Annotated in this window: 24 protein-coding genes; all 24 read left to right on the forward strand. The window is 43.7% G+C overall.

Features of this window, described 5'->3' with window-relative positions:
• The coding region (locus FD967_RS02290) for a flagellar hook-length control protein FliK (protein WP_215326499.1) at positions 1-1281 on the forward strand (1281 nt) is incomplete at its 5' end.
• Between the two features lie 26 nt (positions 1282-1307).
• Entirely contained in the window at positions 1308-2045 is a 738-nt protein-coding gene (gene fliL, locus FD967_RS02295) for a flagellar basal body-associated protein FliL (RefSeq protein WP_215326500.1), read from the forward strand.
• A 31-nt stretch (positions 2046-2076) separates the two neighbouring features.
• Complete coding sequence (fliM, locus tag FD967_RS02300) at positions 2077-3234, forward strand: flagellar motor switch protein FliM (RefSeq protein ID WP_215326501.1); 1158 nt, start codon at positions 2077-2079, stop codon at positions 3232-3234.
• Positions 3227-3604, forward strand: coding sequence for a flagellar motor switch protein FliN (gene fliN / locus FD967_RS02305; RefSeq protein ID WP_046329687.1), 378 nt, complete (start codon positions 3227-3229; stop codon positions 3602-3604). Before fliM ends, fliN begins: the two co-directional genes overlap by 8 nt.
• 5 nt (positions 3605-3609) lie before the next feature.
• The gene (gene fliO, locus FD967_RS02310; protein ID WP_215326502.1) at positions 3610-3948 is read left to right on the forward strand and encodes a flagellar biosynthetic protein FliO; all 339 of its coding nucleotides are present in this window, start codon (positions 3610-3612) and stop codon (positions 3946-3948) included.
• A complete protein-coding gene (fliP, locus tag FD967_RS02315) occupies positions 3945-4691 on the forward strand; it encodes a flagellar type III secretion system pore protein FliP (protein WP_251369074.1) in 747 nt (248 codons plus the stop codon). The genes fliO and fliP overlap by 4 nt, the downstream gene beginning before the upstream one ends.
• 5 nt (positions 4692-4696) lie before the next feature.
• A complete protein-coding gene (locus tag FD967_RS02320) occupies positions 4697-4966 on the forward strand; it encodes a flagellar biosynthetic protein FliQ (RefSeq protein ID WP_215326503.1) in 270 nt (89 codons plus the stop codon).
• A gap of 3 nt (positions 4967-4969) precedes the next feature.
• Positions 4970-5752 (forward strand): flagellar biosynthetic protein FliR, encoded by a 783-nt coding sequence (locus tag FD967_RS02325; protein ID WP_215326505.1) that lies wholly within the window; start codon positions 4970-4972, stop codon positions 5750-5752.
• Positions 5742-6521, forward strand: a complete 780-nt coding sequence (locus tag FD967_RS02330; protein ID WP_215326507.1) for a hypothetical protein — start codon at positions 5742-5744, stop codon at positions 6519-6521. Before FD967_RS02325 ends, FD967_RS02330 begins: the two co-directional genes overlap by 11 nt.
• Before the next feature lie 118 nt (positions 6522-6639).
• Positions 6640-7683, forward strand: coding sequence for a carbonic anhydrase (locus FD967_RS02335; protein ID WP_215326508.1), 1044 nt, complete (start codon positions 6640-6642; stop codon positions 7681-7683).
• A 37-nt stretch (positions 7684-7720) separates the two neighbouring features.
• Positions 7721-9559: a tetratricopeptide repeat protein gene (locus FD967_RS02340; RefSeq protein ID WP_215326509.1), complete on the forward strand. Its 1839-nt coding sequence runs from the start codon at positions 7721-7723 to the stop codon at positions 9557-9559.
• A gap of 119 nt (positions 9560-9678) precedes the next feature.
• A complete protein-coding gene (locus FD967_RS02345; protein WP_215326510.1) occupies positions 9679-9819 on the forward strand; it encodes a hypothetical protein in 141 nt (46 codons plus the stop codon).
• A 47-nt stretch (positions 9820-9866) separates the two neighbouring features.
• Positions 9867-10283: a flagellar basal body rod protein FlgB gene (flgB, locus tag FD967_RS02350; protein WP_215326511.1), complete on the forward strand. Its 417-nt coding sequence runs from the start codon at positions 9867-9869 to the stop codon at positions 10281-10283.
• Positions 10280-10684, forward strand: coding sequence for a flagellar basal body rod protein FlgC (gene flgC / locus FD967_RS02355; protein ID WP_215326512.1), 405 nt, complete (start codon positions 10280-10282; stop codon positions 10682-10684). Before flgB ends, flgC begins: the two co-directional genes overlap by 4 nt.
• 39 nt (positions 10685-10723) lie before the next feature.
• Positions 10724-11419 (forward strand): flagellar hook assembly protein FlgD, encoded by a 696-nt coding sequence (locus FD967_RS02360; protein WP_215326513.1) that lies wholly within the window; start codon positions 10724-10726, stop codon positions 11417-11419.
• A gap of 89 nt (positions 11420-11508) precedes the next feature.
• Positions 11509-13332 (forward strand): flagellar hook-basal body complex protein, encoded by a 1824-nt coding sequence (locus FD967_RS02365; protein ID WP_215326514.1) that lies wholly within the window; start codon positions 11509-11511, stop codon positions 13330-13332.
• 18 nt (positions 13333-13350) lie between these two features.
• The gene (locus FD967_RS02370; protein ID WP_215326515.1) at positions 13351-14112 is read left to right on the forward strand and encodes a flagellar basal body rod protein FlgF; all 762 of its coding nucleotides are present in this window, start codon (positions 13351-13353) and stop codon (positions 14110-14112) included.
• A gap of 22 nt (positions 14113-14134) precedes the next feature.
• Positions 14135-14923, forward strand: coding sequence for a flagellar basal-body rod protein FlgG (gene flgG / locus FD967_RS02375; protein WP_215326516.1), 789 nt, complete (start codon positions 14135-14137; stop codon positions 14921-14923).
• Positions 14924-14967: 44 nt separating this feature from the next.
• Positions 14968-15645: a flagellar basal body L-ring protein FlgH gene (locus FD967_RS02380; RefSeq protein ID WP_251369075.1), complete on the forward strand. Its 678-nt coding sequence runs from the start codon at positions 14968-14970 to the stop codon at positions 15643-15645.
• An 8-nt stretch (positions 15646-15653) separates the two neighbouring features.
• Positions 15654-16775, forward strand: coding sequence for a flagellar basal body P-ring protein FlgI (locus FD967_RS02385; RefSeq protein WP_215326518.1), 1122 nt, complete (start codon positions 15654-15656; stop codon positions 16773-16775).
• Positions 16775-17221, forward strand: coding sequence for a hypothetical protein (locus tag FD967_RS02390; protein ID WP_215326519.1), 447 nt, complete (start codon positions 16775-16777; stop codon positions 17219-17221). Before FD967_RS02385 ends, FD967_RS02390 begins: the two co-directional genes overlap by 1 nt.
• A gap of 9 nt (positions 17222-17230) precedes the next feature.
• Entirely contained in the window at positions 17231-18751 is a 1521-nt protein-coding gene (gene flgK / locus FD967_RS02395) for a flagellar hook-associated protein FlgK (RefSeq protein ID WP_215326520.1), read from the forward strand.
• Positions 18752-18760: 9 nt separating this feature from the next.
• Positions 18761-19633, forward strand: a complete 873-nt coding sequence (locus FD967_RS02400; protein WP_215326521.1) for a flagellin — start codon at positions 18761-18763, stop codon at positions 19631-19633.
• Between the two features lie 17 nt (positions 19634-19650).
• A complete protein-coding gene (gene motA / locus FD967_RS02405; RefSeq protein ID WP_215326522.1) occupies positions 19651-20511 on the forward strand; it encodes a flagellar motor stator protein MotA in 861 nt (286 codons plus the stop codon).
• The last annotated feature ends 1 nt before the right edge of the window (position 20512 follow it).

The following is a 20512-nucleotide window of genomic DNA, read 5'->3' on the forward strand; positions in this document are numbered from 1 at the left end:
AGTAATTTGCCATTAACGCCCCAATTAGCTAGCTTGGTAACTAAAGCTACCCAAGCAACACCTGCCCAAGCGCCTACTATGACGCTGACCCCAGAGCTCACTGCAGCGATCCGGGATCTAGCCCAGCAAGTTAAGCCAGTCAGCACTACTCAAGCAAATGCTCTAGAGCAATTAAACGGTTTAGTCGCTCAAGCTACCCAAGCAACACCTGGCCAAGCACCTACTGTGACGCTGACCCCAGAGCTCGCTTCAGCGATCCGAGATCTAGCTCAGCAAAGTAATTTGCCATTAACGCCCCAATTAGCTAGCTTGGTAACTAAAGCTACCCAAGCAACACCTGCCCAAGCGCCTACTATGACGCTGACCCCAGAGCTCACTGCAGCGATCCGGGATCTAGCCCAGCAAAGTAATTTGCCATTAACACCCCAATTAGCTAGCTTGGTTAGCCAGACTGCACAAGCAACACCCCAGGTATCCTCATCAGATCTTAAGCCTGCTATTGCAGCCTCTTCTTCTACCTCAGGAGTAGCTGAAAAGCTCAACACCCAGATTCTGCAAGACCGAGGCATTAAGGGGGATCGTCAAAATACTTCGATTGCTAGCCCTCAAAATATGAAGAATCCTGAAAATTCCTTGACGCCTTTATTTGTAGGTCAGGTATCAAAGGAAAATTTTGGCGTTGATAACCCCGCTCGTTTTACCCATGAGTCTGATTCTCAGCCCAGGGAGCTAGAAAAATTAACAGATTTGGATACTCAAGATACTAATGCCCCAAGCACTACAAATAGTGGTCTTGCCCGTTTGGATAATCTCACCCCAGAAGCTCTGCAAAAGTTCCAAATCAAGCAAACAGAGGCTTCTTTGGTAAGTGGTCCCTTACATAGTGAAATTATGAGCGCTGCCAAGTCTGGTGGCGGTCGCATTATGTTTGAATTAACACCTCCAGAGCAAGGGACGATTCGGATCGATTTACGCATCAATCAAAGTGGCGAGGCCCACCTGATTGTTGAAGGTGCGAGCGATGCCACAAAATCTCGCCTAGATCAGGGCGGTCAAAACTTAAAGCAAGAGTTTGCTCAAATGGGTCTCAATCTGTCCCTAGATCTTAGGCAGGGCAATCAGTCGCAACAGGCATCAGGTCAATCCTTTAACAATGCCCGTCAGGACTATTATGCTAACCAGCGGACCATCAACCCTATCTCTGAAAACCTATCATCGGTCGGTCTTATAGGTTCGGGTCATAATACGAGTGCTAGCGGTACAGTACATCTGTTCGCTTAATATCATTAAGAATAAAGGGAATAAGCATGGCTGATGAAGAACGCGTAGAGCCTACCTTAGATGTCAATGGCGGGATACCACCCCCACCTGTCGTAGAGCAGATTGAGGTTGAAGAAGAAAAGCCTAAAAGCAAAAAGATGCTATTTTTGATCATCGGATTGATAGTAGTGCTGGCTGGAGCGGTTGGTGGCTATTTCTATATGCAACATAACGCTGAGCTCAAAAGACAGCAAGAAGCTGAAGATAAGCGTCCTGAAAATATTCTGAAGAAGCAGTTGATGGAGCGCAAAGATAATGCAGCTCCGATTTATATCGCTTTGGACGAAATGATCGTCAATCTCCCTGGTAGAGGGGGTGAGCATTACTTGCAGACGAAGATGGTCCTCAGGACAAACGATGGATCCACTGAAGATAAGATCAAGAAGTTCATGCCCGTCATCAGAGATAAGGTTATTACGGTTTTATCCTCACGCCAAATGCAAGAGTTGGCTACAGTAGAGGGTAAAACAATGATGGCTCGTGAGGTCGCTCTAGTAATTAATTCTATTATTGCACCGCAACTAACTGCGATTTACATACTCCAGCAGCAACCATCAACAGCCGATATTCAAAATTTAGAGAGGATTGGTGCTGTTCCAAAAGAAACCTCCTCAGGCCAGAAGATTACGGGTGAAGCTGCTAGGGCTGCAGCAGAATTTTGGAATGTTACGGAGATGGATCTACCTGTTCAGGCCGTACTATTCAATACTTTTGTAATGCAGTAAAATAGTAGCTGTTTAGTCCACTTAGGAAGATATGGCGACAGGAGCAATCAATGTCGAGATGAACATTGCGGCTGAAGATCAGCAGTCGATGTTCGACAAATCGAAGATTATTGCTCGTCGGCGCATGCCGACATTGGAGCTGATTCACGAGCGCTTCTGCCGTGCGGTGCGCTTATCCCTGTTTAACATGATTCGAGCACCAATTGAGGTGCAGATGCATATGCCGAGCGTCAAAAGCTACGAGCAATTTGTATCTGAATTTCCTGAGCGCACAAATATTAATATTGTTGGTATACGACCGCTACGCGGGGTAGGGTGCTGGATTGTTGACCCCGGAGTTGTTTATATTGCGATTGATAACATGTTTGGTGGCGAAGGTCGACTGGCGCCAAGACTGAATTTACGTGAATACACTCCTACTGAGTTGCGAATCATTCGTCGTTTAGTTGATGCACTACTGAACGACTACGAGAAGGCCTGGAAGGCGGTTTATGAAATTAAGTTTGATTTCATGCGCCAAGAGACTAATTTTGGATTTGCAAAGATTACATCCCCAACGGAGATGGTGCTCCATTCCAAATTTACGATTGAGATCAACGGCAGACCTGGCGATGTTGACCTTTGTATTCCATTCTGGGTAATGGAGCCAATTAAAGCCATCTTGTATAACAATATGCAAGGCTTTGCAAGTGAACCTGATGAGCATTGGACTAACTTATTAAACGATCAAGTTCATGAGGCTCCAGTGACTGCAGTAGCTGTATTGGCTCGTAAGCAGATGCTCTTGCGAGAGATCACATCTCTATCGGTGGGAGATATTATTCCCATTGAAATTAATGACCCAGTTACCGTATATGTTGATGGCTTACCTGTGATTAAAGGGCAATATGGGGTAAAAGAAGGTCGCTATTCAGTAAAAGTAAGTACGATTCAACATCCTGCAGAATTCCTAAAAAGCCCCCTAGAAAAGGCGCGCTTGGGACCAAGCATGATGCGAAGTGCAGAAAAAGGGGAGCTATATGAGCAGTCAGCGGAAAACTCTCAGACCCTTTCCCCGCAGGCATCTGCTGAACCTTATAAAAGGGAAGCTTCAAGCGATACAATAGATCGGCTTGCGGATGAAGTTGAGCCAAATGAACCCGACTATCAGGCAGGCACAGAAGAGATAAAAGAGGATCAAAATGGCTGAAAACGACAATGATTTAGCGAAAACACTAACGAGTGCCGATGTTTCTGGTTCGCTTCGTAAAGCCACATTTAATAATCTAGAAGATGGCGCAAAATCTGGCGCAGATTTCAATGATATTGATTTAGTAATGGACGTACCGGTTCAAGTCACAGTCGAACTTGGGCGTGCCAAAATGCAAATTCGTAATCTCTTGAATCTCACTTATGGGTCTGTGATCGAGTTAGATATTTTGGCTGGAGAGCCTCTAGAGGTTGTGGTTAATGGTTGTCTAGTAGCTCAAGGTGAAGTGGTTATCGTGAATGATCGCTATGGTATTCGCTTGACCGATATCGTGACTCCCGCAGAGCGTCTGCGCAAAATTAATCGTTGATTTAGATGGGTACCTCGGTTGGAGGCATGTTGCTTTTCTCGTTCATCTGGCTTGCACTCGCTGCTGCACTAATTTGGGTCGTTGCTTATTTAGTAAAGCGTGATTCTGCAGTACGCGCAAGCAATCCGCACATCATGATTTTGGCTCAGCAGGCTTTAGGTCCAAGAGAACGTGTGATTGTGGTGAATGTACTTAATCGCATCTTGGTGATTGGGCACACCCCAACTCAAATTAATCTGTTGACTGAATTAGACCCAGAAGATGTGGCTCATTTAAAGCCGCAGCAAAGTAATATCGATTTTGCCAACCAGTTGCGACAACTGGTGAAAAGGAAAATGGGTTGAAAAATAAGATTACCTTTTTCATCACTGGAGCAATAGGTCTAGCGGGACTTTTCCCATTCATAGCGTGGAGTCAAACTTTGCCGCTAGTGACTGCGAAGCAGGTTGGTGGCGGTACATCGTACGCAGTGCCGGTTGAAACGGTTCTGGCTATTACCGCACTCAGCTTTTTACCAGCTGCTCTAGTGTTAATGACTAGCTTTACAAGAATCATCATTGTATTTTCTTTATTGAGGCAGGCGCTGGGTTTAACAACTATGCCTCCCAATATCGTTTTAATAGGGCTCTCATTATTTTTGACTTTATTCATCATGAATCCAGTCTTTGATTCGATGTATAAAAATGCATATCAACCATATTCTGCAGGAAAGATGGGTTTTCCTCAGGCGATAGAGGTTGGCGCAAAACCTTTAAAAGAATTTATGTTGAAACAAACCCGTAAAGACGATTTAAATTTATTCGTCAAGATGTACGGTAAAGAAATTCAAGCGCGTGAGGATGTTCCATTTACTGTCTTAATTCCGGCGTTTGCAATTTCAGAGATTAAGACAGGTTTTTTGATTGGCTTTGTCATCTTCCTACCATTTTTAGTAATTGATTTTGCGGTTGCCAGCATCTTAACTTCTCTTGGTATGGTGATGGTTTCGCCGATGATGTTCTCTTTACCGCTGAAGTTAATTGTATTTACTTTGGCAGATGGATGGGCCTTGTTATCAACTTCATTAGTGCAAAGCTACATTAATTAGTTGCCATGGAAAGCGGAGTCATTCTAGATTTGGTATATCAGGCACTAAGGATGGCAGCTGTTTTAGCGGGACCCGTACTGATGGCTTTGCTAGTTGTAGGATTGGTTATTGGTATCGTTCAGGCAGCTACCTCTGTAAATGAATCTACCGTTGCCTTTGTCCCAAAATTAATTGTTTTTGCTGGTGTCGTAGTGATCATTGGGCCAGTAAGTCTGTCATTATTTATAGACTACATCAAAGAACTTTTTGCCCGTATTCCCGGATTAGTAAATTAATTTATGTTGACCATTACCGGTCTACAAATAGAGCAATACATGGCAATCTTCATGTTTGCATCATTAAGAGTTTTTGGTCTATTTTTAACTGCTCCGATGTTTGCCATGAGAACTGTACCGATGCAATTTCGTGTATTTATTGCGTTGGCATTTGGTATTTATCTTCTTCCGCTACTAGGTACAGAAAACATTCCTTATCCAGGGAGCATTACTTTTTTCGCTTCAGCGATTGAGTTAGCTATTGGCGCCTTTATTGGCTTCGTAGTAAGGGTGGCATTTATGGTGATAGATATTGCAGCAGAAATACTATCTTTTTTAGCAGGCTTTAGTTTTGCCTCTTCTAACTTTCGAGACCCTACTCTAGATTCTGGCTTAGTCGCTCAATTTTTGGGCTTAGTCTTTTTGGCACTTGCATTTACTCTCAATATTCATCTAGTCTTAATTGATTTGGTATTGAGTAGCTTTAAAACGATACCTCTGGGTGTGTGGCCCCAATCTTGGACTTCTAAGGGATTGGTGGATTTATTTTCAGCATCATTTCGTTTAGGCTTAATACTGTCAATGCCAGTATTATTGGTTTATACAATGTTTAATTTAACGCAAGCATTTTTGGGAAGAACTAGTCCGCAAATGAATTTATTTTCGATCGGTTTTGCAGTCAGCATACCCTTAGCCTATTTGGTTATTTTTATGATTCTGCCCGATCTACAAATTATTTTGGAGCGTACGCTTGAAAACCCTTTGCAACTGATTCGTCAGGGCTTAGAAACACCCAATGCAAAATAAGTTCGATATGAAATCTCCTATTCAATTTACAGGCGGTATTTTATTCATTATTGCTAGCTTTTCTGCTGGTAGTCAGAGTATTGATCCATCCGATCAATCAACACTGCAAACAGGCTCAGTTGAGATAGTAATCAGTCCAAAAGAGCAGTCAGTGATTAATCAAAATTCACTCAATCAAAGCTTTAATGGAGCCGATGATTGCGATAGGCAATTTCCGTTTCCGGCATCTGCACAGAAGGCTGATCCTTACGGTGAAAAAGAGTCTGAGATCTGTAAGAGGTTGCAAATACGGGGTCAACGCATGCAATGTGAAATTGATGCGCTCTTAATGGAAAAGCCAGTATCCAATACTACGGGTGCAAAAATTGAGTTGGCTAGTTGGGCACGTTGTAACGGTAAGGTGGCTAATTTACTGATTGAGGGTTATTACCTGCCTGCGAGTGAAATCGAAAGAAGGTTGCAAATTTGTAGCTCAAACTATTATGCCGATCCTGGTAAGATGCCTGCGCCTGGTTGGTATCAACGTTTTTTAAAGTGGTACACCAGTAATGATTTGACTCCACCACCAACTGATGCCGCTCTTGAGGTGGCTTTAAAGCAGTCAACACCGCTTGAGAGTCGGCAAGATAGCGCTGGGCTCATGAAGTGTGAGTGGATGTTTAGCAATAGCCGTACACCTCAGATAGACCCTCTCCCGTCCTCTAGCAACAATATTGCGGGATCTAATAGTGATGCAAAAATTCCCACTAAAAAGCCGACCAAGAAGTAAGCGTTAATAGGCAATAAAGGCTAAATGAAGTCCCTTTTAGCCTGAGAAATCAATCATCTGAAAATATATCTGTGAGTATTTCTTAAACGAAATCGCAAATATTGCCGTAAGCGGTCTCATGATGAATAGAATCCTCAATCCCCTTTCTATGGCAGCGCTTGCCATGCCTTTTCTATTGGCCTTACAGCCGGCAATGGCATCTGACCCTGCTCCAGTAGCCGATAAGGCTAAGGTAACCGTATCCCCAGCCCCGTCTAGTGACGATGAGATGAGTAAGGCGTTGACCAACAAAATCAGCAAAGGATCGGGCGATATTGTTATTCGTACTAGCGACCTGCCTGTTGGCGGCTCTGCCCCTGCTACTAAAGAGTCAAAAAGTAAGCCTGCAGTCAAAGCGCTTGCTAAGCCTGCTGAAAAAGAGTCCCATGCACATCATTGGTCGTATTTTGATGGACCTGAGGGCCCAGAAAACTGGGGTAATTTAAGTAAAGATAATCTGGCCTGCCTTAAGGGAAAGAGTCAGTCGCCAATCAATATTAATATTGACCGAGCTGTCAAAGCCCAATTAAATCCCATCGAATTTATATATAGACCTTCGCCTTTATCGATTATCGATAACGGACATACCGTGATGGTTAATTACGGTGAAGGTAGTAATTTGATGGTGGATGGTAGGCAATATCGATTAATCCAATTCCACTTTCACAAGCCTAGTGAAGAAGCTATCAATGGTGAGCGCACCGATATGGTTGCTCACTTAGTGCACCAGCACCATGATGGCAGCTTAGCGGTTGTTGCGGTCTTAATGAGCACGATTAAACCCGCTAGCTCCAGAAAATTTTGGTGGGGGGATGATTCTATTAAAGAGAATGCTTTCATCAACACCCTTTGGAATAATGTCCCATTAGTCAAGGGCAAGACAGAGACTCCTGGTGTGATGATTGATATCAATCAAATGTTGCCAGCGGATAAAAACTACTTCACTTACATGGGGTCTTTAACCACACCACCGTGTAGTGAAAATGTTCTTTGGCTCGTTCTGAAAAATCCTATTTACGTTAGTGAGGATCAGGTAAAGAACTTTGACCGCATGTACCCTATGAATGCAAGGCCATTACAGCCTAGGGGTGATCGCTTGGTTAAAGAAACTAAAGATCGTTAATTTAGCTACTAATTGCTAATTAAAAAAGAAGCTATCAATGCCAGCGATCAACCAAGCATCTTCAAAAACTAGGAACAAGTTAAGCTTGATTTCTAGCCAAGCTCAGACTGCTGATCAAAAGGGGCAGATTCAGGACTTGATGGAGCGTGGCATTATTTTTCATCGCGCTGGCATGCTCAAGCATGCTCAAGATATATACGAGCAAACATTGATAGCTCAGCCTGATCACGTTGATGCCATGCACTTGTTGGGCTTGATTGCCTATCAAACAGCTAATTTTGACCTTGCTGAACATTTGATTGAAGGGGCGATTGCACTCAATCCCAATAATGCTTCATACCATTCCAATTTAGGTAACGTCTTAAAGGCTGTTCAAAAATACGACGCTGCTATTCTTAGTTATGACAAAGCGATCGAGTTAAAACCGGACTTTACCTACACTTATTACAATCGTGGCAATGCACTGCATGTTCAGAGGAAGCTTGAAGATGCGATTGAAAGTTTTGACCAAGCGATTACCTTATCCCCTGACTTTGCTGAAGCCTATAACAATCGCGGCAATGCTCTAAAAGATCTCAAAAGGCTAGACGCAGCAATTGCAAGCTATGATGCAGCTATTCAAGTTAAGCCAGACTATGCCGATGCCTATAACAATCGTGGCAATGCTCTAAAAGATCTTAAAAGGCTCGATGCCGCAATTGCAAGTTATGATGCGGCTATTCAAATTAAGCCAGACTATGCTCAAGCCTATAACAATCGTGGTAACGCTCTAGAGCAGCTAAAGAAAATTGATGAAGCAATCGTGGACTACAGTCATGCGATTGAATTAAAACCTGATTTTTTTGAAGCCTTCAATAATCGAGGTAACGCCTTAAAAGAAAAAAAACAATTAAGTGCTGCTATCGCCAGCTACAACCGAGCAATTGAACTTAAGCCTGATTATGCTGAGGCCTACTGGAATAAAAGTTTGGCCTATTTGCTTGGTGGTGATTACATCAATGGCTGGAAGTTTTATGAGTGGCGTTGGCAAAGAGAGGTATTTGCTGCACTTAAAAGGGATTTTCCTCAACCCTTATGGCTTGGTACTCCTTCTTTATTAAATAAGTCGATCCTATTGCATGGCGAGCAAGGTTTTGGAGACACCATCCAGTTTTTTCGTTTTGCTAAGCTAGTTTCTGATCTAGGTGCAAAAGTAATCTTAGAAGTGCAAAAGCCCTTGTTTAATTTACTTGCAGATTTAGATGGGGGTATTACATTGACTTATCGGGGTGAAAGCCATCCAGAGTTTGATTTTCATTGCCCCCTCATGAGTTTGCCGCATGCTTTCAAAACCACCGTAGATACAATCCCTACCCGCAATCCCTATATTTTTAGCAAGCCCGCTAAAGTGGCGATATGGGAGACCAAGTTAGGCGGCAGGATCAAGCCTCGCGTAGGAATAGCTTGGAGTGGTAATGTAAATCATAAAAATGACCACAACCGAAGCATCTCCTTAAAGCAACTGCTCTTATATCTGCCAGACAATTGCCAATACGTTAGCTTACAAAAAGGCTTAAGCCTAGCTGACGGTAAAGTACTGCATGACACTCCGCAAATTTTGAACTTTGCCCATGACTTGTATGACTTCAGCGATACGGCTGCATTAACTGAGTTATTAGATTGCATTATTAGTGTGGATACCAGCGTGGCTCATTTGGCGGCTGCTATGGGTAAGGAAACTTGGATACTTCTGCCTAACGATCCAGACTGGCGTTGGTTACTTGACCGAGAAGATAGCCCTTGGTATCCAACAGTCAAACTCTATCGTCAGCCAGTACCTGGCGATTGGTTCACTGTATTAAGCAAAGTCCGAGATGGACTGCTGGCTTTAAAGTAAGTAAACGCTAACTAATTCTTAATTCAGAATTCGTCAGATATTGACTGGGTGCATAAAAAGACCTAGTCAAATAACAAGGGCAGGTATTTCCATTTGCCCAAGATGAGGGTAGGCAATTTTTGCCGATATTCATCTTAAAACACTATTTTTATCTCAAAAATAATCATTTTCATATCAATGCTGGCATTAGTGATGGTGGCTATGCCAAAACTATTGGCATGAAGCTAAAACTGGCACGCTCTTTGCATATTCATATTTGAGGACTTTCCCCTCGGTTTATGTCATTCCCTGTTAGGGAGGAGATGCAATGAATGCAGTGCCGCAATACGACTCATTAAAATTTAACGAAACCGCAGTGAAGTTGCGCACGTTTCGTCAAGAAATATTGAGTAATAACTTGGCTAACTCTGATACACCTGGCTTTAAGGCTAGGGATATTCGTTTTGCCGATGTATTGAAGGCGCAAATGGAAGGTACTTTACCGTCAATGGAAGTATCAATGGCCACAACGCATTCTGGACATATTGCCGGCAAGATCACTAAAGAAGACCCACGTCTTCTATATAGAGTGCCAAATCAGCCGGCTAAAGACGGCAATACAGTCGATAGTGACGTTGAGCTAAGCGAATTTACCAAAAACTCAGTATTGACTGAGGCAACACTAGGTTTCTTGAGCGGTACTCTGCGTGGACGAATGTCCGCTATTACAGGGCAGGCCTCATGAGTTTATTAGCCGCCTTTAATATTGGCGCTTCTGGCCTGTCAGCGCAAGCAATGCGCTTGAATGTGACCGCCTCCAATATTGCGAATGCTGAGAGTGTGTCAGGGCCAGATGGTCGCCCTTATCGCGCCAGACAAGTTGAATTCAGTGCACTGATGAAGCCTGGCTCCCCTGGAGCAGGAGTAGCAGTGAGCAATATTGTAGAAAGTGATGCTCCATTGCGGATGGAATATCGCCCCGGTCATCCTAAGGCCAATGCATCGGGCTATGTTGAGATGCCGAATGTAAACCCTGTAGAAGAAATGGTGAACATGATTTCAGCTTCGCGTTCTTATCAAATGAACATTGAAGCGATGAATGTTTCACGTCAGTTGATATTAAAAACCTTAGATTTAGGGCGCTGAGCCCACACGTGATTAATAAAGAGAGTTAGAGAGCAAACCATGGCAATCGATCCACTTGGAAATATTCGTAAATACGACCCTGCTGCTGCAACGCAATCTACAACCTCATCCTCATCCGGTGTGGGTGGGACGGTTACCGAGCAAACTCAAAACTTTTTGAAATTGCTAATCGCACAAATTCAGAATCAAGATCCGATGGCACCTATGGATGCCTCGAGTATGACATCGCAGATGTCTCAGCTCAACATGGTGAGCAGTATTGGTGATATGAATAAGTCAATGACCGCGATGCTCAGTCAAATGCAAAGTGTGAATTTTATGAATCAAGCAACATTGATTGGTAAAAGCCCTGTAGTTGCCGGGGGTGGTATTGCTTTTGATGGCGTGAACCCAGCTGTACTTGGTGCCAATGCCGTGAATCCACTCACAGCAGCAGTGGCTACTATCAAAGATGTTAAAGGTAGCACGGTTAATAGTATGGATATGGGTCCCCTGGATGCGGGTATGAATAATTTTGCCTGGGATGGTAAAGATGCCGACGGTAATACGGTGCCAGCTGGTTTGTATTACTTGAGTATTAGCGGAACAAATACAACCGGTGGAAAAGAAGCCCCAACTGCTTATGTCGCCTCGCCGGTCATGGCAGTAAGCAAGGGAAGTAATGGGGATGCATTGTTAAGTTTATTGGATGGTAGAAAAATTAGTGCTTCGGAAGTTCAGCAGTGGATCAGTTAATGAATTAGTGAGTAAATCAGTAAATTAATCGAGTATAAAAAGTAAGCAGTATTAATAAACAATTTAAAAAAATAGTTAAGGAGTAAAAAATGGGATACGGAATCGGATTAGCAGGATTGGCTTCAACCGCAGAAGCGATCGATGTGACCAGTAACAATATTGCGAACGCACAAACTGTTGGCTACAAGTCTGGCGAATATGTTTTTGCTGATATGTACTTTAAAGCTGCCGACGCACAAGCTAAAGACCGGGTAGGTATGGGTTCGTTTAGGCAGTCTATTCGTCGCTCTTCTTCATACGGTACCATCGTGAACTCACAAAACGTATTGGATATGGCCATTGCCGGTCCTGGTATGTTTATGCTTGCAAAAGAAGTAAACGATACAGTTCCTATTGAAACTCCTAGCAATTTCCAATACACGCGCAACGGACAATTTGGTACAGATAGTAAAAACCGAATTTGTAATGAAAATGGATTATTGCTTTGTGGCTATCCCGCTGACGAAACCGGAAGAATCGTTGCTGGAGCGACAACTACATTGAAATTAGACCAAACACCGCTAAAACAAGAGCCTACTAGGGAATCAAAAATCGAACTAAATTTAGATAATCGAAATCTAACAATCGGTAATAAAAAGTTTGACCCAACTAACAGCACAACATTTAGTCAGGCAACCTCACAAACAGTATATGACCAAAATGGTAATGAACATATTCTCGGAATGTATTACAAAAAAGTACAGTCACTACCATTAACACTCGAGCAAGATAATACTGGAGCATTTACTTATACAGCATCAGAAAAGGTTGCTACTGACCAGGCTGTAAAAGATGCCATCGGTGATCCTGATGGGAAATTAGCAGACTACGAGCAAGCGAATCAAATTGGACGAATCTCCACAACTATTAACGGAATTAATAAAAAGTTAGAAGCTACGGCGAATTCCGCTGCGGCCTTGACTGCTTACAACGCCCTTTCGGACGATGAAAAAGGAAAGCAAGTCATCAGAGGAGCAGAAATATACAAGACAAGTTCAGGGCCTGCTGCTGTAGGATCAATTTATGATTTCCGTTTCCCAGACGGAACACACATGTCTTTAAGAATGACGCAGGTTGCTGACCCTGCTGCCGTTCCTCCTAAGCTAGCCCAATATACGGTGATGGCTGATCGCTATGCAGTATTTGCAACGATGGATGGTAAACCAATAGGGCATGATCCAAAAGAGGATACAGATGACTATTTGGGCACAGCTACACAAATAAAAGTGGATAGCGTCTTCGTTAAGGAGCAAGTCTGTATCGGCACTATGGCTTTTATTGGCGGTAAAAACGTAGATACTATTGAAAAGAATTACGATGGAACCCCAGTCAACAATAACGAAACTCGCTTTAAGTTACTTGCAAATGGTGGCGTAGCTCCTACAGTTCTATATGGTCTGAATAATTCTCCAGATGGAAACGGTGTATTAGATTTTACTGTGAAGAGTAACACTACAACTGCATTAAATGCAGCTACACAAACTTATGCAAATACTCAGGACGGCCATGCAGTTTCAAGCGTGACAGGATTTTCTATTGATACGAGTGGGCAGTTGCTTGCCACTTATGCCAATGGTCAGACTGCTGTAAAAGGTCAATTGATCTTGGCTTACTTTAATAACCCTGAAGGCTTAATGCCAAACGGCAATAATTCATTCGGTCAAACTGATAAATCTGGTCCAGTAATAACAGGCTTTGCGGGAAATGGCATGATGGGTCAAATACGCTCAAAGTCCCTAGAGTCATCTAATGTGGACTTAACTAATGAGTTAGTGAAGTTGATGGTGCTGCAGCGTCAATACTCAGCAATGTCACAGGCAACTAAAACTATGGCAGCTTCTATTATTGATGACACCATCAATATTGGTCGATAAGCCGATTAATCGATATTCATGATTAATCGCTTTGCCTATACTTCGATGACAGGGGCGACAGCTTCAACTCAACAGTTGGCTGTCACCTCCAATAATCTTGCTAATGCCCTGACTCCAGGGTTTAGAGAAGTCATCAGTGCATTTCGAGCTGTGCCACTGAAGGGTGATGGTGAGCCCTTTACTGGTAACGGCGCGGATACACGGGTTTTTTCAGTAGAGACAACTCCCGGAAGTAACTTTACGAGTGGCGCTATTCAGACGACTGGCAATCCGTTAGATATTGCAATTAAAGGTGATGGGATGTTTGCAGTTCGTAGACCCGATGGTAAAGAGGCCTACACCCGAGCCGGTAAGTTCATGGTGAATGATCAAGGCATCTTAAGTGTTGGTAGGGATGTACCTGTTGTTGGAGCTAGTGGCAGTATTACTATTCCAACGGGGTCCATTATGCAAATAGCAGAAGATGGTTCCATCTATACCCAAATACCAGGGACGCAGTATTTAAATCAAGTTGGCAAGCTAAAGCTGGTCAATCCCAATACCAATAATTTAGTGCGAGGCGAGGATGGTTTATTTGACTTGCCTGGCGAACAAGCTACAAGCGACCCTGGAGTAAAAGTGGTGCAGGGCGCAATTGAAATGAGTAATGTGAATACGGCACTAGCAATGGTGCAGATGATTGATCAAAGTCGACTGTTTGATTTAAATACACGCTCAATTACCTTTGCTGATCAAAATGCGAGATCAGCAACAACCCTATTATCCCTATCACGTAGCTAATTAAGAAAAAAGAGAACAATAAATGATACGTTCATTATGGATCGCTAAAACGGGTATGGATGCCCAGCAAATGAACTTGGATGTTATTACTAATAACTTAGCCAATGCTTCAACCACCGCATATAAAAAGGTACAGCCTTTATTTCAAGATTTGCTGTACACCACAATACGTTCTGCAGGCTCGGCCGCTAACGCACAAAATTTATTACCAACAGGATTGCAGATTGGTGCAGGCTCTGCCATTACATCAACTGAGCGCACGAATAATCAAGGAAGTTTAGTAAAAACTGATAATCAATTAGATATTGCGATTCAAGGTAATGGATTTTTTCAAATAAGCTTGGCAGACGGTACTACTGCCTATACGCGTAATGGGCAGTTCAGTCGAAGTGCTACAGGCCAGATTGTGACTTCATCAGGCAATGTAGTATCACCTGGCCTGACAATTCCAATTAATGCGGGCACAGTTACTATCGGTATCAGTGGCATCGTATCTGCTACAGATTCAACAACCGGTAACGTTACCCAGGTTGGTCAACTATCCATGGCTAACTTTATTAATCCAGCGGGTTTAGTGGCGCTTGGGGGAGGTAACTACATCCCATCGCCAGCCTCAGGTAATGCCGTCAATGGTTTACCAGGCCAAAATGGTTTGGGAGTTATGAATCAATATTACATTGAGCAATCTAACGTGAACGTTGCTGAGGAGTTGGTCAATTTGATTGCAGCCCAAAGGGCCTATGAAATCAATACACGCGCGGTAACCGCTTCAGATCAAATCTTACAACGCGTAAGCAATATGGGCCAATAATGATTAGCCTGAGTAAATTACTCCGTTACGGATTTGTCAGTGCTATGACTGTCATTTTATTGGCCGCCTGCGCTAGTGCCGATCGACCTTCTTTATTGTCTACCCCAACTACCGCAAGACCACGTCCAATTCAAGAAACCTCTGCAAATATGGGCAGCTTATATCCAGCTAATTCAGGTGGGCCCTATATCAATGCGGTGAGTCATCGCCCCCTGTTTGAAGATCGCCGAGCTAGAAATGTAGGTGACACACTAACAGTATTACTCAATGAGACAACCAGTGCGGCAAAAAATTCTGGAATGACGGCAGCCCGCAAGGCAAACGGAACATCAACTTTTGGCAACAACAGCCCAACTTTTAACGGCGCTATGTTTAGTCTTGCGAACGCGGCGAATTTTAGTGGTACAGGAGATATCAAGAGTGAGGGCGCTGGCACAAGTGCGGCAAGTAATACCTTTGCCGGTACGATCACTGTGACAGTAGTCGAGATTCTTTCCAATGGCAATTTAGTCGTTGCTGGCGAAAAGCAAGTGGCCGTTAGTAATGAAGAAGAAATTATTCGCTTTGGGGGTATTGTGAACCCGAATACGCTGGTTTTTAATCAGGTCTCATCTCAGCAGGTTGCCGATGCCCGCATCGAGTATCGTGGTCGTGGGGCAACAGATGATACTCAAGGTACTGGTTGGTTTACCCGCCTCATGCTGAAATTGGCACCGTTCTAATGACGATCATGAATCCATCTTCTTGTTGGAACAAAGGCCTACTGATTTTAGTAAGCCTATGTTGCTTTCATAGCACCTGCTTTGCTGATCGCATTAAGGATTTTTCCGATATCGCAGGACAAAGATCAAACCAGTTAGTAGGTTACGGTTTAGTAGTGGGTTTGGATGGTACGGGTGACCAAACTACACAAACCCCATTTACCTTGCAAAGTGTCCTGCAAATGATTGGCGTCTTGGGCGTCACGATGCCATCGACTGGTAATCAAACCCAGTTAAGAAATACTGCAGCGGTGATGGTGACAGCCGACTTTCCGGCGCTATCAAGACCAGGTCAACAGCTTGATGTCACCGTGTCCTCTTTGGGTAACTCAACCAGCTTAAAAGGTGGTACTTTGGTGATGACACCATTGAAAGCTGCGGATGGTCAGGTCTATGCGCAAGCGCAAGGTAGCGTTGTGATCGGTGGTTCACGCGCCGCTACTGGTGGCGCAGCTACTACTGTGAATCATTTATCAGCTGGGCGTATTCCATCTGGTGCGATAGTGGAAAGAGCTGTGCCAGCATTATTAGTTGATGAGTTTCTGCAATTGGATTTACGTCAGGCTGATTTTTCTTTAATGCAAAGAACAGCCGAGACTATTGGTCGTCGTTTTGGTATAGGTACGGCGTTGCCGATAGATGCTAGATCACTGAATGTACGTGTCCCAACAGAGCCATTAAAGAGAACGGCATTTATGGCCGCCTTACAAGATTTAGATGTACCGATGGGTAGTCAACCTGCGCGCGTCATATTAAATTCACGAACAGGTTCAGTCGTGATGAATCAGGCAGTTCGTTTATCACCATCGGCAGTGGCCCACGGAAATTTAACGGTGAAAATTCAGCAGTCGCCAACAGTGAGTCAACCATTACCGTTTAGCCGCGGTCAGACGACCACTGCCACCGAAGATACGGCTACCATTAGTGATAGTGGAAAAGAAAATAGTTTGATTTCTGTTCCAGGTGGAGCGTCGCTTGATCAAGTAGTCAAAGCATTAAATATGATGGGTGCTACACCACAAGATTTGATCTCCATTTTGCAGTCTTTGCGTGCTGCAGGCGCCTTACGCGCTGAGCTAGAGGTGATCTAATGGGCATCAATACAATCACACCCTCCATTGATCCTGGTGCTGCAAGAATCATTCAAGGCGAAGCTAAAAAAATTCCTCAAACGGCTATAACGCAAGAAGATAAACTTAAACAAGCGGCACAGGGTTTTGAACGTACCTTGTTGCGTCAAATACTTACCATCGCGCGCAGTAGTAGTTTGCGGGGGAGTGATGAACAAAGTAGTGCCTCCAAATCTTATTTGGAAATCATGGACGACCATTTGGCGGACGCATTATCCAAAGGCGCAGGACTCGGCTTTGGCAATAAAATGGCAGAGCAATTAATAGCGCAGGCCAATGCCGGTAAGCTAATCGGAAATGCTGAAATAGCCGTAAAACCATTAGATTCACCCCGCGCAGTAACTGTTTCGCCTGAAACTTTGCGATCTCTGCAAAGACCCAACGGTATGCCGGTGACACCTCAATAAGGAATTCAGATGGGCGTCTATTCAATTACCGATTCTGCAATGTCAGCCTTAAATATTGCACAGGCAGGCATTCTCACAACTTCGCAAAACGTGGCTGGTGCCTCAGTAGAGGGGTTCTCACGTCGTAACGCAAATGCGACGATGAATGCGCTCGCTCCAAATTCCTTGATGCTCAATGGAACGAGTTTTGCAGTTGAAGGATTTACTCGCCAATACTCCTCATTACTCAGTTCCCAGTATTTAAACCAGCAAGCTAAGTCAAGTTATTCAGAAACTCTGGTGCAGTACACCCAAGCAATCGATACCTTGGTGGCAGATGAGTCCACTGGGTTAAATACCGCAATCAGCAATTTTTTTAATGCGATGGGGACCTACGCAGCAGATCCTAAGAGTAAGCCTCAAGCAGCCGCAATTACTGCCTCAGCAAACGAGGTAGCGCGCCGTATAGCGGGTATGAGTAGTCTCACCTCGCAAATTAGAAGTGATGCTCAAAAGGGCTTGGAAGATACCCGTCTCCAGATAAATACCTTGCTTCCAGCGCTAGCACAAATTAATCGACAAATTATTCAAGATCGCAGTAGTAATAATTCCTATCCATCAGCAGATCTGCTGGATGAGCGTGATCGCTTGTTGTCTCAGCTACAAAAATTAGTAGGCGGACAAACCCTCATTAATTCTGATGGTACTGCCACTCAGTTAATTGCAGGCATGCCTTTGCTAGATCGTGGGGTAGCTAATAAGCTTGTGATGAATGGCGGTCAAGATATGCAAACCGCAGTCTATTCTTTAATGAGCGGTTCAAATTCGACCGTGATGAGCATTCAGCATCTAGATGGCGGTCAAGCAGGCGCATTATTTGAATTAGTTAATACTTTTGCCCCAAAGATTGATCAGCGTTTAGATGCTATTGCACTTGGTCTGGTATCTGCTGCCAATACAGCTGCTCTAACAGCAAATAATATTAACGGACAGACCAATCCATTTGCCATTTTTGGCTTTCAAGTGGGTCCTGAAAAGTGGCCTAATTTTGATGGTGATATTACTAGCGATATCAATGATGTCGCTGATTCCGTCGGGCAGATGGTATCAGGCGTGAATTCAGAAGAGAATATGAATCGACTTTATGACTATTTAGGTAGTAGCAATAGTCTGACCTTATCAGGATTTAAGGCCGCCAACTTTATTTCTTTGGCGCCAAGCAATACTGCAGAGTATTTTGATGTAATGGGTGATTCCATCATCACATCAGATGCGGCTAATTTTTTGCAAAAACAAAGCTCAATATTTGTTGGCAGCACTGCTAGTTTAGTCAGTGACGTTGGAGTACAAGTCGCCACTTGGAGAAGTACGCAAAAAGCTGATATTGCTGTCATGAAAAATCTGAAAGATCAAAAAGAATCGCTATCAGGGGTTAACTTAGATGAAGAAGCTGCAAACCTATTGAAGTATCAGCAACTGTATGCTGCCTCGACAAAGGTGTTACAAGCAGGCAATCAAATGTTTAATGCGCTTTTGTCGATCATGAATTGAGGATAGATTATGACCATCCGAATTAGCTCAAATCAAGTATTAGACGCTGGCATCGATTCTATGAATAATAGTTTGATCGATGCTACTGCTTGGCAAAAAAGAATTAGCTCAGGCAAAAACTACAGCAAGGCTTCAGATAATATTTATGCCGTATCTAGAGGCGTAGAACTGAATTTTGATCTCTCTCGTTTAAAGATGTTTAAGAGCAATCAGAATATGGTGACGAGTTTGCACGACAATGCGCAAACCCAGATGGATAGTATTTTGAATCAACTCACCACCTTAAAGCAATTGTTCGTGCAGGCACAAAATACGGCTTTAAGCCCTGCCAATTACAATGCATTAAAGATTCAAGCTGAGGTAACCCGCGACACTATTTTGAGTCAAATGGTTGCCAAAGATGCTAGTGGCCACACCATATTTCCGAGTACTGTTAATAAAGTCCAAATTGAGCCTAATGTTGAGGTTGAATCTGGGATCACTTTTGAGATGGCCTTTGGAGTGGGGGGTTGGGGAGGTTTAGAGCCACGATCTTCCGAGCTTTATAGCAGTTTAGATAGTTTTGTGAATTATCTGGACGCACGTGCTAATGGTGCCCAAGCCATATCAGAGGAGGCCGCGACAATTTCAGCCAATCTAAACGCTTCATTTGATCATTTGATGGCTGCCCAGCAAACCAGCGGCGCAATTTCTAGTCAGGTGGATAAATCAAATAGCGCCATGAATACCTTGGGTACTCAGTTGACAGCTGCCACCTCGGCAATTTTAGACACCGATATGGCTGAAGCCACGGCGGCTTATACTAGATCCCAAACCCTATTAAACGCTGCTCAGGCAATGTTTGCTAGACTGCAGCAAAGCAACTTATTTTCAAAACTTTAAATTGAGTAAATAGAAGTATGAACATTCCATTAGGATGGATTATTGCGATGGGTTGTGCCCTTGGGGGCTATGCCCTGCATGGCGGACACCTCATGGTGTTATGGCAGCCAACCGAGGTTTTGACGATTGTTGGCGCAGCTGTCGGTACGATGATTGCTTCAAATACCATCATCAATCTGAAGAAAACCCTAGGAGCCCTAGGTGGCGCTTTCAAAGGCGCTGGCGATCAAAAGAAAAAACACTTAGATCTACTGTGTCTGATGTTCGAGATTTTGCAGAAAGTGAAACGTGATGGCTTGATGTCCTTAGAGGGTGATATTGAGGAGCCAGAATCAAGCCCACTCTTCGAAGCCTACCCAGACATTTTAAAAGATCACCATTTAGTTGATTTCATTACCGACTATTTACGGATGATGCTTGGCGGCTCATTAGATCTAGTTCAAATTGAAAGCTTGATGGAGCAAGAGCTAGATGTCCATCATCAAGAGAGTCATATACCTGTCGCATCAGTAACAATGGTGGGTGATGGTTTACCGGCATTTGGTATTGTGGCGGCGGTGATGGGTGTGGTCCACACCATGGGCTCTATTGGTTTACCGCCGGCAGAGTTGGGTAAGCTCATTGGTGCTGCGCTAGTAGGTACCTTCTTGGGTATTTTGTTAGCCTACGCTTTTGTGCAACCAGTCGCCAAAGTTCTAGAGCAGCAAGCTGAATCTGAAACGAGAGCCTTTATGGCAATCAAAGCAATTTTGCTTGCAAGTCTCAATAATTTTCCCCCTGCAGCAGCTGTAGAATTTGGACGTAAAGTGCTCTTTACTTATCAACGTCCAACATTTACTGAGCTGGATGAAGGTACTAAAGCTGCTAAAGGGAAGTAAG

It is taken from the genome of Polynucleobacter sp. JS-Mosq-20-D10 (genome assembly GCF_018687755.1).
Classification (GTDB): domain Bacteria; phylum Pseudomonadota; class Gammaproteobacteria; order Burkholderiales; family Burkholderiaceae; genus Polynucleobacter.